This window comes from Acinetobacter sp. SwsAc4 (genome assembly GCF_013391535.1).
Lineage (GTDB): Bacteria > Pseudomonadota > Gammaproteobacteria > Pseudomonadales > Moraxellaceae > Acinetobacter.
Genome location: NZ_JACAXC010000009.1, coordinates 1 through 14,990, shown reverse-complemented (window position 1 = coordinate 14,990; position 14,990 = coordinate 1). Strand labels below are relative to the sequence as shown.

Annotated in this window: 16 protein-coding genes, 1 tRNA gene and 1 pseudogene; 7 read left to right on the top strand and 11 right to left on the bottom strand. The window is 37.1% G+C overall.

The genetic code is table 11. From position 1 onward, the window contains the following. Nucleotides 1-118: 118 nt before the first annotated feature. Nucleotides 119-1,165 (top strand): AraC family transcriptional regulator, encoded by a 1,047-nt coding sequence (locus HYG88_RS06450; protein ID WP_178882785.1) that lies wholly within the window; start codon nt 119-121, stop codon nt 1,163-1,165. On the opposite strand, the gene prmC is transcribed toward HYG88_RS06450, so the two are convergent. Continuing rightward, a complete protein-coding gene (prmC, locus tag HYG88_RS06445) occupies nt 1,162-1,980 on the bottom strand; it encodes a peptide chain release factor N(5)-glutamine methyltransferase (RefSeq protein WP_005159596.1) in 819 nt (272 codons plus the stop codon). The two genes, HYG88_RS06450 and prmC, sit on opposite strands and share 4 nt — an antisense overlap. After that, on the bottom strand, nt 1,980-3,068 hold the full coding sequence (prfA, locus tag HYG88_RS06440; RefSeq protein WP_005159595.1) for a peptide chain release factor 1: 1,089 nt from the start codon (nt 3,066-3,068) through the stop codon (nt 1,980-1,982). Before prfA ends, prmC begins: the two co-directional genes overlap by 1 nt. 249 nt (nt 3,069-3,317) lie before the next feature. On the opposite strand from prfA, the gene yiaA reads away from it, so the two are divergent. The 3 genes from yiaA to HYG88_RS06425 all read left to right on the top strand — a co-directional run bounded on the left by yiaA (nt 3,318) and on the right by HYG88_RS06425 (nt 5,735). Continuing rightward, nucleotides 3,318-3,785, top strand: coding sequence for an inner membrane protein YiaA (gene yiaA / locus HYG88_RS06435; protein WP_005159592.1), 468 nt, complete (start codon nt 3,318-3,320; stop codon nt 3,783-3,785). Between the two features lie 234 nt (nt 3,786-4,019). After that, nucleotides 4,020-4,451, top strand: coding sequence for a hypothetical protein (locus tag HYG88_RS06430; protein WP_005159589.1), 432 nt, complete (start codon nt 4,020-4,022; stop codon nt 4,449-4,451). Between the two features lie 111 nt (nt 4,452-4,562). Beyond that, nucleotides 4,563-5,735, top strand: a complete 1,173-nt coding sequence (locus tag HYG88_RS06425; RefSeq protein WP_034602824.1) for an IS4 family transposase — start codon at nt 4,563-4,565, stop codon at nt 5,733-5,735. Nucleotides 5,736-6,103: 368 nt separating this feature from the next. Here HYG88_RS06425 and HYG88_RS06420 read toward each other — a convergent pair whose 3' ends face one another. From HYG88_RS06420 to HYG88_RS06400, 5 genes are all read right to left on the bottom strand, one after another. Continuing rightward, a complete protein-coding gene (locus HYG88_RS06420; protein WP_005159584.1) occupies nt 6,104-6,322 on the bottom strand; it encodes a cold-shock protein in 219 nt (72 codons plus the stop codon). 396 nt (nt 6,323-6,718) lie between these two features. After that, nucleotides 6,719-6,928, bottom strand: a complete 210-nt coding sequence (locus HYG88_RS06415; protein WP_004661817.1) for a cold-shock protein — start codon at nt 6,926-6,928, stop codon at nt 6,719-6,721. Between the two features lie 492 nt (nt 6,929-7,420). Next, nucleotides 7,421-7,630, bottom strand: a complete 210-nt coding sequence (locus tag HYG88_RS06410) for a cold-shock protein (protein WP_004661816.1) — start codon at nt 7,628-7,630, stop codon at nt 7,421-7,423. Between the two features lie 107 nt (nt 7,631-7,737). After that, nucleotides 7,738-7,971: a hypothetical protein gene (locus HYG88_RS06405; protein WP_005159582.1), complete on the bottom strand. Its 234-nt coding sequence runs from the start codon at nt 7,969-7,971 to the stop codon at nt 7,738-7,740. Nucleotides 7,972-8,159: 188 nt separating this feature from the next. Continuing rightward, a tRNA-Met gene (locus HYG88_RS06400) sits at nt 8,160-8,236 on the bottom strand. A 320-nt stretch (nt 8,237-8,556) separates the two neighbouring features. Here HYG88_RS06400 and ruvC point away from each other — a divergent pair. Beyond that, on the top strand, nt 8,557-9,102 hold the full coding sequence (gene ruvC, locus HYG88_RS06395) for a crossover junction endodeoxyribonuclease RuvC (RefSeq protein ID WP_005159580.1): 546 nt from the start codon (nt 8,557-8,559) through the stop codon (nt 9,100-9,102). Here ruvC and HYG88_RS06390 read toward each other — a convergent pair. Next, entirely contained in the window at nt 9,099-10,592 is a 1,494-nt protein-coding gene (locus tag HYG88_RS06390; RefSeq protein WP_178882784.1) for an NAD(P)H-hydrate dehydratase, read from the bottom strand. The two genes, ruvC and HYG88_RS06390, sit on opposite strands and share 4 nt — an antisense overlap. 22 nt (nt 10,593-10,614) lie before the next feature. Here HYG88_RS06390 and queG point away from each other — a divergent pair, with 22 nt between their 5' ends. After that, nucleotides 10,615-11,730 (top strand): tRNA epoxyqueuosine(34) reductase QueG, encoded by a 1,116-nt coding sequence (gene queG, locus HYG88_RS06385; protein ID WP_178882808.1) that lies wholly within the window; start codon nt 10,615-10,617, stop codon nt 11,728-11,730. A gap of 87 nt (nt 11,731-11,817) precedes the next feature. Further along, complete coding sequence (gene bioB, locus HYG88_RS06380; RefSeq protein ID WP_178882783.1) at nt 11,818-12,807, top strand: biotin synthase BioB; 990 nt, start codon at nt 11,818-11,820, stop codon at nt 12,805-12,807. A gap of 44 nt (nt 12,808-12,851) precedes the next feature. On the opposite strand, the gene HYG88_RS06375 is transcribed toward bioB, so the two are convergent. The 3 genes and pseudogenes from HYG88_RS06375 to HYG88_RS06365 all read right to left on the bottom strand — a co-directional run bounded on the left by HYG88_RS06375 (nt 12,852) and on the right by HYG88_RS06365 (nt 14,639). Beyond that, nucleotides 12,852-13,064, bottom strand: coding sequence for a hypothetical protein (locus HYG88_RS06375; RefSeq protein ID WP_004661803.1), 213 nt, complete (start codon nt 13,062-13,064; stop codon nt 12,852-12,854). Nucleotides 13,065-13,195: 131 nt separating this feature from the next. Continuing rightward, the gene (locus tag HYG88_RS06370; RefSeq protein ID WP_178882782.1) at nt 13,196-13,543 is read right to left on the bottom strand and encodes a hypothetical protein; all 348 of its coding nucleotides are present in this window, start codon (nt 13,541-13,543) and stop codon (nt 13,196-13,198) included. Nucleotides 13,544-13,999: 456 nt separating this feature from the next. Next, a pseudogene (locus HYG88_RS06365) lies at nt 14,000-14,639 on the bottom strand (IS5 family transposase). Nucleotides 14,640-14,990 lie beyond the last annotated feature (351 nt).

The following is a 14,990-nucleotide window of genomic DNA, read 5'->3' as shown; positions in this document are numbered from 1 at the left end:
ATAAATTTTTATAAGCGAGAGTAAAGCCAAGTTTTTTCCGATACAATTCCTAAAAGTAGCAAAAGTGATGCGACTTTTGAGCATTCAAACTATTTACTCTTCTATATTTCATTTTTATATGAACAAAAGCACCGATCTCGATCTTAATTCTGCTAAGGATACAATTTCAATTGCTTTAATTCGTGAAGCATTGAGTGTTGCGGCAAGTCGAGGTTTAGATATTCTTCATATCGCTAATCAAGCAGGCGTTTCAGTCGAACTGCTCAGTTCAACCAAAGCCCGTGTTCCAGTGATGCAATGTGCACGATTGTGGATTGAACTAGCAGAACATATGAATGATGAGTTTCTAGGAATGGATCGCCATCCAATGCGTCGAGGAAGCTATAGCTTATTGGCAAAGTTGGCATTCAGTGCAGAAACATTAGAACAAGCTATTCAAGAAATCTTAAAGTTTCTGAGTTTAGTGTTGGATGACATTCAAGGTGAATTGATTCAACAAGGTGCAAAAGCATACTTAATTTTGCATGACCGTGAACGTCCTAAACGAATGTTTACTTATTCGACCTATTTGATGTTAGTCCATAGTTTAATGTGTTGGCTAAGTGACCAGCGCATCCCTTTTCAGAAAATGACCTTTAAATGTCATCAACCTGTCGAAATACAGGATTATCGTGTTCGTTTTTGCGAAGATATTCAATTTAATGCTGATCAAAATCTCATTGAATTTGATGCAAACTACCTCAAACACAAAATCAAAAAAGATAAACAGGCTTTAAATGACTTTCTCAGACAAACGCCTTATAACCTAATTGTTCGCTTTAAAAATGAAAACTCTTTAAGCTTGCAAATACGTCGTCAACTGCTTTTACAACCACCCTCAGAGTGGGATGAACTCAAAGAAATTGCCCAACAACTGAATATGTCAACGGCAACCATTCAACGCCGTTTAAAACTAGAAGGTGTCAGTTATCAGCAGCTAAAAAATGATATTCGCTGCGATATTGCAATTGAACGGCTCAGTAAAAGCAATGATTCAATTCAGAACATCAGTGATGATTTGCATTTCCATGATCCGAGTGCATTTCATCGTGCTTTTAAAAAATGGACAGGCGTCAGTCCAGGTGCTTATCGTGCGAAAACACTATTTAGTAAAATAGAAGCTTAAATAGTTTTTTGTCCTAGACTGACACGGTCATTGCCACCATAATCCTTGATAGTCTGAATCTGCTTAAAACCTTGTTGTTCAAAAATATCTCGTACCGCTTGGCCTTGATCATAACCATGCTCAAGCACAATCCAACCATTGGGTTTAAGCCAATCTTTGCCTTGGGTAATAATGGTTTCAATATCCGCGATACCCTGCTTATCAGCAATCAAAGCACGCTCAGGTTCAGATTTGAGCTTTTGCATATGTACATCTTCAGGATCAATATACGGCGGATTGGAGACAATCAAATCAAACTGTTGCTGCTCTAAAGCCTCGAACCAAGCCCCACAAGCGAACTTCACTTGCATCAGCCCGTGTCGAACTGCATTGTCCTGCGCCACGTCTAAAGTTGGTGCGTATATATCAGTTGCAGTGACTTGCCATTGCGGACGCTCACTTGCGAGCGCCAAAGCAATTGCGCCTGTTCCTGTGCCTAGGTCAACAATATTCGCATGTTGATCGAGTGGCAGTTTGAGCACCGTTTCAACCAAAATTTCGGTATCTGGGCGTGGCACTAGAGTGTCATGGGTGACTTTTAAATCCAACGTCCAAAAAGGTTGTGAACCTGTGACATAAGCCAAAGGCTCACCCTGTTCGATACGTGCAAGCCCTTCTAAAAAAGCCTGTTCCTGTATTTCAGTCAACTCTTGCTCAAGTCTTAATTTGAGTTCTAAAGCATTGATACCTAGTAGGTGTTCAAGTAGCCATGCCGCCTCTTGACGTTCATAGCTATCAATTTCACCTTTGATTTCTAAGGCTTGAGCAATATTCATTAGCCGCCATTTTCCTGTGCAAGCATCGCCAACTGATCCGCCTGATATTCACGATGTAAGCTATCTAACAGTTCGGTTAAATCACCTTCCATAATTGCATCTAACTTATATAAAGTCAGGTTAATACGGTGATCAGTCATACGACCTTGAGGGTAGTTATAGGTACGAATACGTTCAGAACGATCACCTGAACCGACGAGGTCACGGCGCATTTCTGAAGTTGCTGCATCAGCGGCTGCACGTTTAGCATTTTCTAAACGTGAGACTAACAATGCCATCGCTTTGGCTTTATTCTTATGTTGCGAACGCTCTTCCTGACATTCCACTACCACACCCGATGGAATATGGGTAATACGCACCGCAGAATCGGTTTTGTTAATATGCTGACCACCTGCACCTGATGCCCGATAGGTATCAATGCGCAGATCGGCGGGATTGATTTCAACTGTGGTATCCACATCCACTTCCGGCAGAATTGCAACAGTACACGCAGAAGTGTGTACACGACCTTGAGATTCAGTCGCAGGTACACGTTGAACACGGTGTGCACCACTCTCAAATTTCAAACGACCATAGACGCCTTCGCCGTCAATACGGCAAATGATTTCTTTATAACCGCCATGCTCACCTTCATTTTCAGAAAGTACTTCAATACGCCAACTTTGTGTTTCAGCATATTTGCTATACATACGGAATAAATCACCCGAGAAGATCGCAGCTTCATCACCACCTGTACCCGCACGCACCTCAAGATAGGCTGCATTGGCATCATTTGGATCTTTCGGAATCATTAGAACATTTAATTGTTCTTCGAGATTAACGAGAAGCGCTTTATTTTCTTTAATTTCTTCTTCAGCCATATCTTTGAAATCGGGATCTGATTTCATTATTTCAGCCGTTTCAATATCTTCTTCAGCTTGACGATATTTGCTCCAAACCTCAGTGATTTCTGTTAAATCATTATGTTCGCGAGACAATTTACGAAAACGTTTATTGTCCGAAATTACTTCTACATCAGCGAGCAATGCAGTCAGCTCTTCGTGACGATCACAAAGCTGATCCAGTCTTAAACGGAGTGATGCTTTCATGGGCGGAATATCTCAAAACTAAAGACTCAGTGCCGATCAAAATAATGAAGCACGAGCAAAATCAAAAAATTGCGCATAGTTTACAGATTCTAGGGCTTAAAAGACATAGAGAAACTGGTTAACTTACCAATCCCCTATTATTTCATCACAAATTCTGCGTTTTTTTAGTATGTATAGGTTGTTCTCTTCCCTGAGCTTCGATATAAATAATCAAAGATAAATTAGAATGATAAAACAATAGGATAAACCATGAGTAATTTAATAAACCGCCCTACACTCGCCTTCACAGCCGCAAGCTGGCTTGCGGTTCTTATTGGTGTTGTTGGTTTTATGATTGGATTGTGGAATGCAGAAATGCCTCTGCATGAAAAAGGCTATTATTTGATCATTCTATTATATGGACTGTTCTCCACGATCTCACTACAAAAAACATTACGGGATCAATTAGAAGAAATACCTGTAACTATGATTTATGTTGCGCTTTGTTGGGCATCAGTTGGTATTTGCATTGGATTATTACTATTTAGTTTAACTAACGCTACGCTCACTTTAAGTGAAAAAGGGTACTACATTATGTCTTTCTTGCTCAGTTTGTTTGGCGTCACAGCGACCCAAAAGAACATTCGTGATCTCGATCATTTACGTCATCAACAAGAAATAAATTCTCATCAACACAAATTAGAAGAAGAGTCGAGTAAGAAAGTTCCATTAGATTAATTACAAGCCATTAAAGAGTGCTTGTCGTTTAAGCCTCTTTTTGTGAATTAAATCAGTATTTGATTGATTACAAATATTTATTTCACCTTATTCAGGATTGTTATTAACAAAACACTACATTCTCCTTACTAAGTAGTAATAATTTCTGTCGGCATCTCCATATTTTCTTTCTCAAACTTTGTTACATTTGCAGTCATTAAAAAGATGTCCCATTACTGGGAACATGGAGTCAAAATGAAAGCGAATATTTTGTTATTGAGCGCCATTTTAGCAAGCTCAACTCTAGCAACCAGCGTGTATGCTGATAATGCAACACGTGTTGCAGCAACTTCTGCTTTAGGTAGTGTTGTTGGTACAGCAATTGGTAAAGAAATTGGTGGTAATAATGGTGCGATGATTGGCTCTGCTGTCGGTGGTGCTGGCGGTGCGGCGGCTGCAAGTAGCAAACGTACTCGTACTGAAGCTGCGATTGGCGGTGGTCTAGGTGGTGTTGGTGGCTACACTGTAGGTAAAAATGTAGGTGGAACCACAGGTGGATATATCGGAGCGGCAGCTGGTGCAGCGGGCGGTGCAGCATTAGGTCGTCAAGTTGGTCAAGATCGTGATTATGACAATCGCCAAGATAACAAACGTCATTGGAAAAAGAAAAAACATCGTCATCATTAATCATTCTAAAAAGCACCTTAGGTACTGCTATCCCATAGTTAGACTTAAATAAAAAAACCTGAGTCCAAAGTAGTTAAAATATAAGTGCGAACAAACACTTCAACTACAAGGATTCAGGTTTTTTCACATCAGAATACGGTATGTCATCAATTACTCAAGCCCATTTTGAGACAAGATTTTGAACGTCTTGCAAAACAATACCATCAAGGACAAAAATTAAGATCAGCAACACGATGGGATCAATTTATTGCAATATTAATGTCCCAACCATCATGCCGTCAAAGCTTGAGGGATATTGAATCTAATCTCGAATCACAACAGGAAAAGCTTTATCACCTTGGTACCCAAAGAATTGCACGAAGTACGTTAGCAAGAATCAATCAAGAACAACCCGCTCGCTTGTATCAACAATTGTTTATCCAACTACTTCAACATCGTGAAAATTCCAAGATTGCTCATAAATTTCGATTTAAAAATCAACTCTATTCAATTGATGCGAGTCATATTGATCTTTCACTGTCATTGTGTGAATGGGCAAAAGTACATGAGTCCAAAGCAAGCATAAAACTTACAGTTGGATTAAATCATAGCAACACTATTCCTGAGTTTGTTGCGCTTGGTGATGGTATTGAAAATGACATGGTTCAAGGCAGAACACTTAAATTCCCGCCTGGAAGTATCGTTGTATTTGATAAAGGGTATGTTGATTATCAATGGTTTGCAGAAATGACCAACCAAAATTTCAGCTTTGTTACTCGGTTGAGATCAAAGACAGTTTATGAGGTGAAATCAAAACAAGATGTGTTCGCTAGTAAGGGGATTCTTGCGGATGAATATATTGAGTTGAGTAGTGATCATGCTAAAAAGCGTGGTGCACCTAAGCGATTAAGACGTTTAAAGTTTTATGATGAAAAAAAGAAAAGAACGTTTAAGTTTTTAAGTAATAACTTTCATTTAGCTACATCTACCATTGCTGCAATTTATAAAGATCTGTGGAAAGTAGAACTATTTTTTAAAGCGATCAAGCAAAACCTAAAATTGAAATCGTTTCCAGGCCGTAGCCGCAATGCGATACAAACACAAATATGGATTGCACTAATCGCGTATTTACTGGTGAGTTTTGCGAAACATATGGCACAAGAAGGATGGAGTGTTCAAAGATTATTAAGAATTATTCAGGTGAATTTATTTGAAAGGAAACCATTGAAGGCTTTGTTTTTACCTGACAAAAAGTGTAATAAACAAGAAGAACCTCAGTTGAGGTTCTTTTTGTTATATTTGTGAGACAGCAGTCCCCTAAGGTGCTTTTTTCACTAGAAGCTCGTTGCGATCAAAACTAGGAAACTAAACAACAACGTACCTATAGATCGTTTACAATGTACATGAACTTCTTGCTCAAGCCCTTGAGTCAATTGCTCTAAGTTTTCCATAACTTTGCGCTCATTTAATGTACGGCAATTGTTAATTTGCCTAAATAATCCACCAGTTAAAATTAGCAAAAAGTCTAATAATATGCTAGAGCAATTTTTTAACCAATAGGTTAAATTGTGACAAAAATAAGTACATTACAAGAAATAATGATGATTAAAATTTATAGATACTATCCGAAAATTAAAAAAGCTCACTATTGTGAGCTTTTTTAATTCAGATGTTTAGTTTTGAGCAATTACTGTAATATCAGTTGCTTGAGGTCCTTTTTTACCATCAGCAATAGTGAATGAGACACGTTGTCCTTCATGTAAAACCTTAAAACCGTTACTTTGGATTTCACTAAAATGAGCAAATACATCTTGCCCAGAATCCGCATGAATAAAGCCAAAACCTTTAGTTTCATTGAACCATTTAACTGTACCAGTCACAGTGTTAGACATATATTTAACCTATTAGAAATATTTGGAATGCTTAGCAGCAAGTAACTTGGAATCATAAACTCTGAGATTAAATCTGATAACACGAAAGGTTTATCTAAACTACGAGATGAAAGATTTTCTGAATCAACAGTGTTATTCTTCTAGTTATTATTTAATATACACCACTTTACTTTTTCGGCACAAACATTATCTAACTGTAGATGAAAAATTGGGGGCGAATAGTTGTATTACTAAAAAATCCTATTAAAAAACAATCGCTTTTAGCATTTCAAAAATTGTAAAATTTCATTTATCTCAATCAAATAATTATATTTAAAAATTATTTTGATGCTTTTCTCGCACATAAAAAACATCAAAAAAGCCCACATATGTGGGCTTTTTTTACTGGTCTAAAAATTAGATAACAGTGATGAGCGTTGCTTGTGGTCCTTTCTTACCTTGACCAAGTACGAAAGAAACGCGTTGGCCTTCTTGTAATACTTTAAAACCTTTGCTTTGGATTTCGCTGAAGTGAGCAAAAACATCTTGACCAGAATCAGCTTGAATGAAACCAAAACCTTTAGTTTCGTTAAACCACTTAACAGTACCAGTAACTGTATCAGACATACTTTTAAACCTTTTAAAATTTGTTCATTTATAAATTAAATCAAAATTTTCATTCTGATTTAACTTAATCTATCTTTATTTGAAAGATACTGCAAGCATAGCAAATTTTAAGTCATACGAGATAGTGCATCTATGAAAGTATTGAAAGTTTTATCTCTTGAATGAAAAAGGTTGAGCTTTAATAAACCAAATCATGTAAAAATAACATTCTTTGCTAAATCAAAAATTAGCTTTGATAGTGTAGTTACACAACTTATAAAACTTAAGATTTACTGAAAAGAGATCATAAAAAATATTTTATCTTTCCCATTTAAGATTTTCTTATATACAAATTTACTGATTGCTTTCTTATACAAAATTCGGCTTTTAGTCAGAAGATCAACCTCTATAAAGCTTAGAATCTCATGCAAAACACAACTAGAAATCAAAAGATAGTTTTTGGATATAACAAAAAGCCCACATAAAGTGAGCTTTTTTTTTCAAGCAATCTTATTAGATAACTTTAATTGTAGTTGCTTGTGGTCCTTTTTTACCTTGACCAAGTACAAACGAAACGCGTTGGCCTTCGTTTAATACTTTGAATCCATTGCTTTGGATTTCACTGAAGTGAGCAAAAACATCTTGACCAGAATCAGCTTGAATGAAACCAAAACCTTTAGTTTCGTTAAACCACTTAACAGTACCAGTAACTGTATCAGACATACTTTTAAACCTTTAAACTTTGTTCATTTATGAATTAAATCAAATTATGAATATTGATTTAACCCAATCTATCTTTAACCAATAGATACTTCAAGTGCTTAAATTATCTATATTAATCGATAAAGCTGATTAACATCGGTATAGAAGCTTTTCCCATCTAGATTAAAATCGACTTCTCGACCCGACTCTAGCTGGATTTTCTTTCCAACCTCTACCCATTTGAAACCATCCAACGTATTTTGTTGACGTTTCAGCGGGATAATTTGCACACAAATTTCATTGCCATTGCTGGCTTTGGCTACACGCCATTCATTAATAATTTTCAACACAAAATCACTCATTTCTGAGCTCAAGTGATCGATTTGGATTTACTATAACGCTAGATATATGGAGAGAGGTAAACTACAATTCTAGAATCTAATAATTTTTAGCTTTCTTTAGGGTTATTTCAGCTAACTTAATTGCCGTCTAATCTTTCAGATAACAACAATTCAATAATCACAGAGCTAATATTCAATTAACTTTAAAGTGGTAGCGGGAGCTGGATTTGAACCAACGACCTTCGGGTTATGAGCCCGACGAGCTACCAGACTGCTCCATCCCGCATCAACATCTTGATCAATATGTTTGATCAATGAGATGCTTTATACGCCCATCTCCCCCACAATGCAATTTTTTTTTAGAAAAATCACATAATTTACTGCCTAACGCTCAAATTAAATACAAATTGATTAAAAACAAATCAAAATAAGCCTTATTAGTTGATCTATTCAAAAGAGACCGAACTTTGGAATATGTACTTAATAAAACTAACTCTGTTTAATAAATCCACTATTTTCTTATAATTCAAAATCCTACAAAAATATTATGCAGCGAAAAGCCTGCTATGTAACAATATCAACAATCTTTCATTTTTATAGTTCGACATGTCATTAATTATTGGTATTGATCCTGGTTCACGCTTAACAGGTTATGGAATTATCGAAAAAGATGGCAATAAACTACGTTTTGTCGATGCAGGAACCATTCGTACTGAAACGCAAGCAATGCCTGAACGACTAAAACGTATTTTTGCAGGTGTTGAACGTATTGTTAAATTTCACGGGCCTACTGAGGCTGCCGTTGAACAAGTTTTCATGGCGCAGAACCCTGATTCTGCGTTAAAACTTGGACAAGCCCGTGGTGCGGCAATTGCGGCGTTAGTCAATTTAGACCTACAAGTCGCGGAATATACTGCTCGTCAAATCAAACAGTCAGTGGTGGGTTACGGCGCTGCTGAAAAAGAGCAAGTACAAATGATGGTAATGCGTTTATTGAACCTAAGCATTCAACCACAAGCTGATGCAGCCGATGCGTTAGCTGCTGCAATCTGTCATGCCCATGCTTCAGGCAGCATGAGCAAAATGGCGGTGTTAAATGCGCTCGGTGGTATGGCTCGGGGACGGAGTCGTTCAAGTAGTAGAAGGCGTTAGTTTTCTTGATTTACCAGTGTATAAATCATTTTCCCCATGTTATGCGCCTGTAAACCTCTCATGCCATTCTCAGCGAGTAAGTCTCCTGCCTGTGCATGTAGGCTCACAATTTCATGCAATGCAATCTGTTGATGAAACTGAGCCTTTAAACTGGCAATCATCCCTGCCAACACATCACCCATGCCCCCTGTTCCCATCCCTGCATTACCCTGTGTACAGATAAATAATTCATCTTCTAAAATCAGGCTGCCTGCACCTTTAAGCACCCATTGTCCTGTATATTTTTGTTGCAGTTGCTGAATTGCAACGATTCGATCTTGTTCAATATCAGCAGGCTTGCAACCTAACAAAGTCGCAGCTTCACCTGAATGCGGCGTTGCATAGAGATGAGGATTCAATTTTTTCGGATGCTTTGCTAAAAACCAAAGCCCATCTGCATCCAATACCACTTCTAAATGCGAATTTTGGTTGAGTAAATCGAACCATTGCTGATAAATCTGCTCTGCCCATTGATCTCTCCCTAAGCCCATCCCAAAACAGACAGCATCCACATGGTTTAATAAGGTTTGGGTTGCATCTTGATCCAACGAATTAATATCTCGCACCATAATGTTTGGTGAACGCGACAGAATGGCCTGATGGTGTTTGGCATGACAGACCACACTAACTTTCCCTGCTCCAGCATGAAACGCAGCTTCAGCAGACATAATCACCGCTCCGCCCATATCCACATGACCACCAACGACAAGCACATGCCCATAACTTCCTTTATGTCCAAAAGCTTGGCGTTTCGGTAATACAATTTTTTCAGGGGAAAGATAGGCGATTGGTTTTAATTCTGCATCAATTGGGATCAAGCTAACCAAATGCAGCTTTCCCACATATTCCTTGCCTTGCCCAGTAAACAGCCCTACTTTATAACCTAAAATTGTAAAGGTCTGATCGGCTTGTATTACACATGGCAAAGCTTGACCTGTATTGGCATGTAGTCCACTCGGAATATCGATAGCAATCTTTAAACCAATCTGTGAGTTAAATAACTGGATGATCGACTGCCATTTTTGATCTAGCATTCGATTGAGACCTATGCCAAACAGAGCATCAATATGGCAATCAAAAGTTGGAATTTCTTGGTGATTCGCATTTTCCGACAATAAATAATCGATACTTTGAATATCAACTCGATTTAACAGTGCATATTGTACAGCTTGTTTTAAATCTAAAGATTGACCGAGTTCAGCTGCATAAACCGTGATGTGAAATCCATGTTGCTTTAGAAAAGCAGCGATATAGTAACCGTCACCTGCGTTATTACCTTGTCCACACCAAATCGCGATCTTTTGAATTTTATTTTTATTAAATGGTTCAATTAACTGCTGTGAGATTATCCAAGCTGCTTGTTGCATCAGTCCTAAAGATGAATTTTGCTGCGCAAACCAACGCTGCTCCCATGCTTGAATGCTTTGGCTATGGTAAACTGAACGTTGCATGTTATCCCCTAATTATTGGTTTATGGCTTCAACCACATCCTCTGGAAAATCACTTGATAAAATTGAGCTTCAGCAGCTTGATCCTCAAGAACTTAAAACATGGATAAAAACTCAAGCTTTAGACTTGGGCTTTCCTGATTGTGTCATTGCCAAACCTGATGCTCAAGATCAAATGCCACGTTTTAAAGAATATTTAAAACGGGGTTACCATGCTGATATGCACTATTTAGAGGAAAACCTAGAAAAACGTGCTGATCCAACATTGCTTGTACCTGGAACTAAAAGCATTATTTGTGTGCGAATGAATTATCTTGTGGCATCACCTAAGCCCCGTTATGTACCATTTGAACCAAATTCAGCCATTATTGCACGCTACGCGCGTGGACGTGACTATCATAAAGTTATGCGTGGTCGACTTAAAACCTTAGCCAGTCGTATTAAAGAAAAAGTGGGCGATTTCGAATCACGCCCGTTTGCGGACTCAGCACCTATTTTTGAAAAATCACTTGCCGAAAGTGCGGGCATGGGATGGACAGGAAAACATACCTTACTCATTCATAAAAAATCAGGTTCTTTCTTCATTTTAGGTGAACTATTTACTTCTCTTGAATTACCCTTTGATCAACCCGCAACAGCCCATTGTGGCTCATGTACTGCTTGCATCGAGATTTGCCCAACCCAAGCGATTGTTGAACCTTATATGTTGGATGCAAGGAAATGTATTGCTTACTTAACTATTGAATATAAAGGAATCATTCCTGAAGAGTTACGTTCAGGTATAGGTAATCGTATTTTTGGTTGTGATGACTGTCAGCTAATTTGCCCGTGGAACAGCTTTGCTAAAACTGCATCAATTCCAGACTTTGACCCAAGACATAGTTTAGATGACATTAGCTTGTTAGAGATCTGGCAATGGGATGAAGTAACTTTTCTTGCAAAAACAGAAGGTAGTCCAATTCGCCGCACAGGCTATCAATCCTTTAAACGGAATATTGCAATCGGCTTGGGAAATGCTCCATACTCGGCTGAAATCGTGAGCCAATTGCAAGAAGCAAAAGCTCTACACGATGAGATTGTCAATGTACATATTGAGTGGGCAATTCAACAACAATTGCAGCAAATAAACATACCTGAATAGAAAAATGATGTTTTTTGCCCTTTGGCTTTGGCACGATTTCTGTATGATTAATCTCAATGTTTGTAATCAATCATCATGGATATAACAATGACTTTACGTAATGACTGGACTCGTGATGAAATCCAAGCTTTATATGATCAACCTTTTCTAGACTTAGTATTCAAAGCACAAAGTGTTCATCGTGAGCATTTTCAGCCAAATACCATTCAAGTCAGCACACTGCTTTCAATCAAAACAGGTAAATGCCCAGAAGATTGTAAGTATTGCTCGCAATCTGCACATTACGACTCAAAACTAGAAGCAGAAAAGCGTATTGCAGTAGATAAAATCATTCGTGAAGCTCAAACAGCAAAAGATTCTGGTTCTTCACGTTTCTGTATGGGCGCTGCTTGGCGCAATCCACACGAACGAGATATGCCCTATGTATTAGAAATGGTTCGTGAAGTAAAAGCACTCGGTTTAGAAACTTGTATGACTTTAGGTATGCTGAATCAGTCACAAGCTGAACGCTTAAAAGATGCAGGTTTAGATTATTACAACCATAACCTTGACACCTCTCGTGAATACTATTCACATATTATTAGTACGCGTACTTTTGATGATCGTTTAGATACATTAGATCATGTACGTCAAGCGGGTATGAAAGTATGTAGTGGTGGTATCGTTGGCTTAGGTGAAAGTCGTAATGACCGTATTGGTTTATTACAAGAACTTGCAACTATGCCTGTACATCCTGAATCAGTGCCAATCAATATGCTTGTACCGATCGAAGGTACACCGCTTGCTGAAGTTGAAAAGTTAGATGTGACCGAATGGATTCGTACTATTGCTGTTGCTCGCATTATTATGCCTCATAGTTATATTCGATTATCGGCAGGACGCGAATCACTCAGTGATTCAGATCAAGCGCTTGCATTCATGGCAGGTGCAAACTCGCTTTTCTCTGGTGATAAGTTATTGACTACGCCTAATGCTGGAGAAGGTAAAGATCAAATCCTATTTGCTAAATTAGGTTTAACAGCAGAAAAACCGAAACCAACTGTTGCTGAACTCTCCGTAGATGCTATGAGTGCATAAATAAAAAAAGCCTTGTTATTTGACAAGGCTTTTTTTCGATCATATTAAATTGATGTCACTAAAATGCCGTATTTGGCATTTAAAAACATTCCTACACGAATGATATCCACACCTGCTGCATGTGTGACTGACAACTCTTGAGTATGTACATCAAAATGGAAAGAATCAAAAATATCCTGATGCTGCATCAACCATAGAATGGTATCAGTCGTACTTTCATCTACCTTATAAGTTTCTGACTTAAAATCTTTATCCATACTATTCAAATATCTTTGCTTGATCTATTTATCATAAACAATCAATAGCTTTTATGCAGCTTGTAAAAAAAACACTTAGCCAAAGGAGATTAATAGCTAAGTGTATAAAAGAGGAAATGATAATAGATTAATTAAGCTGCCAAAGGACTCACAATAATTTGACCTGCCTTTAAGCTTCCAACCGCTTTAGGATTAAATTCGAGTGTTAATACATGATTATCCAAATGCAAATGATAGCTACGAATCAATGGCTGTGAACCTTCATCAGTTTCAAGTACATATTCATCAGCAATATTTAAAATACCTTCTAAATTCGTAGTGCTGGATGCACGATCATGACTAAACAAATCGCAAATTGTATGTAAGTTAAAACTTGTTTGCTGTTCAAAAGGATGCGCTTTTAGATAACTTTCCAAGAAGAGAACAAACTTATGAGCAAAGAAATAGTAGTTTGGTTTATGTGTATAAAGCATATTCATGAGTAGCTCCTTTCGATGTATTTTTCATCTAATCATGACTAAAAAACTAAGGATTCAACCTTAAAAAATTCTTAAAGAAAGTTTGGCGTTTTTGTTAAGAATGTAATTCTAGTGCTCATTTTTCATTCGTTATTTTGAAGCTGTAATAAAAAATTAATATAAAAAAATGGCTATTTTGAATAAAAAATAAACAAATAGTGCATTATTACTTACAAAATAAGACATTAAATTTCACGTAATTTATCTAAAATTCACAAAACAAAAATCGTTTTAAAAAAGAACTATAAAATAAACAATGAGTTATTTTTTCTAAATTTTTAGCATCAAGCAAAAACACAAAAATGTGACACAGTTTGCGCTTTTTAATTTAAATGATATATTCAATATGTTACTTATTCAGCGCAATAACTAACTGAAAAAGTAGGGTCTGTTGACACTTACTGTTCATAATTAACCCTATAAAGGTAGCCATAAAAATATACAGTCTAAAGCAACAGAACTTTGATAATTTCTTTTGAGCTTGTCATATCGAGTAGCTATTCCTCTGAATTGCTTTAATCTACAAAACATATTTTCAACTAAGTGGTTCTGAATCATAGCCTTTATCTGCGCATACCACTTTTGTCTCTTTTAAATCTAATGTTGATATTAAATCAGGTGCAACTTTAACATCATGTGTGGTTCCATCGCTAATCATGAAATCAATAGGATTGCCATGGGCATCAACAATCAAATGTATTTTTGAGGAGTTACCTCCTACACTTTTAGAAATAGATTGATTCGCTATGCCGGCAGAATGTTGATGAGCACGTACATGAGAGCCATCAATAAAAATCCACTCCATATCGAGGTATGAGGCTAGTAATTTGAATAATCTAAGTAACTTACAGCTGCTTGAGCAACGATTAAAACGTTTGAAAATAGAGTTTGAATGACCAAAACAAGAAGGAATATCTCGCCACGGACAGCCTGTTCTAATTCTATAGAGAATAGCTTCAATAAAATTGCGTAAATTTGAGTTGTGGTGAATGGATAAATTACGCAGAATAACTTTCAACTTTTGCCAATGTTGATCTGTCAACATGGTACGAGGCATAGCGAATAGTAAAATTGGGTTTGGAGATTTGATTTTATTACTTCGCTATTTTTTAAGCTAAAAGTGTCAATACACCCTAATAAAATTATCAATACTTATGAAAATCGTCGTTACCTCCTATACAAGCAAGAACAAAGGTGGACCGACAACCCTTTTTGGCAAGCACATCAAACCGTAGCAAAACAACTTGATTATGCAGTTATGAACGAAGATTTTATGCGCATATTCTTTGTACACGACAAAAAAAGACAACTCATTGAAATAATGGCATAATACTTGTTTTCTGACGACGAATATGATGACACATTTCAATGAGTTACATCTCATCTTAAACAAATATCTAAAGTGGAA

What these genes read in the sequence shown, in the direction of transcription:
- HYG88_RS06410 (WP_004661816.1), bottom strand. Translation starts at nt 7,630, where the DNA reads ATGTCTGATACAGTTACTGGTACTGTTAAGTGGTTTAACGAAACTAAA.
- HYG88_RS06370 (WP_178882782.1), bottom strand. Translation starts at nt 13,543, where the DNA reads ATGAATATGCTTTATACACATAAACCAAACTACTATTTCTTTGCTCAT.
- queG (WP_178882808.1), top strand. Translation starts at nt 10,615, where the DNA reads ATGGCTTCAACCACATCCTCTGGAAAATCACTTGATAAAATTGAGCTT.
- bioB (WP_178882783.1), top strand. Translation starts at nt 11,818, where the DNA reads ATGACTTTACGTAATGACTGGACTCGTGATGAAATCCAAGCTTTATAT.
- ruvC (WP_005159580.1), top strand. Translation starts at nt 8,557, where the DNA reads ATGTCATTAATTATTGGTATTGATCCTGGTTCACGCTTAACAGGTTAT.
- HYG88_RS06375 (WP_004661803.1), bottom strand. Translation starts at nt 13,064, where the DNA reads ATGGATAAAGATTTTAAGTCAGAAACTTATAAGGTAGATGAAAGTACG.
- HYG88_RS06420 (WP_005159584.1), bottom strand. Translation starts at nt 6,322, where the DNA reads ATGTCTAACACTGTGACTGGTACAGTTAAATGGTTCAATGAAACTAAA.
- HYG88_RS06450 (WP_178882785.1), top strand. Translation starts at nt 119, where the DNA reads ATGAACAAAAGCACCGATCTCGATCTTAATTCTGCTAAGGATACAATT.
- HYG88_RS06405 (WP_005159582.1), bottom strand. Translation starts at nt 7,971, where the DNA reads ATGAGTGATTTTGTGTTGAAAATTATTAATGAATGGCGTGTAGCCAAA.
- HYG88_RS06430 (WP_005159589.1), top strand. Translation starts at nt 4,020, where the DNA reads ATGAAAGCGAATATTTTGTTATTGAGCGCCATTTTAGCAAGCTCAACT.
- prmC (WP_005159596.1), bottom strand. Translation starts at nt 1,980, where the DNA reads ATGAATATTGCTCAAGCCTTAGAAATCAAAGGTGAAATTGATAGCTAT.
- HYG88_RS06390 (WP_178882784.1), bottom strand. Translation starts at nt 10,592, where the DNA reads ATGCAACGTTCAGTTTACCATAGCCAAAGCATTCAAGCATGGGAGCAG.
- HYG88_RS06415 (WP_004661817.1), bottom strand. Translation starts at nt 6,928, where the DNA reads ATGTCTGATACAGTTACTGGTACTGTTAAGTGGTTTAACGAAACTAAA.
- yiaA (WP_005159592.1), top strand. Translation starts at nt 3,318, where the DNA reads ATGAGTAATTTAATAAACCGCCCTACACTCGCCTTCACAGCCGCAAGC.
- prfA (WP_005159595.1), bottom strand. Translation starts at nt 3,068, where the DNA reads ATGAAAGCATCACTCCGTTTAAGACTGGATCAGCTTTGTGATCGTCAC.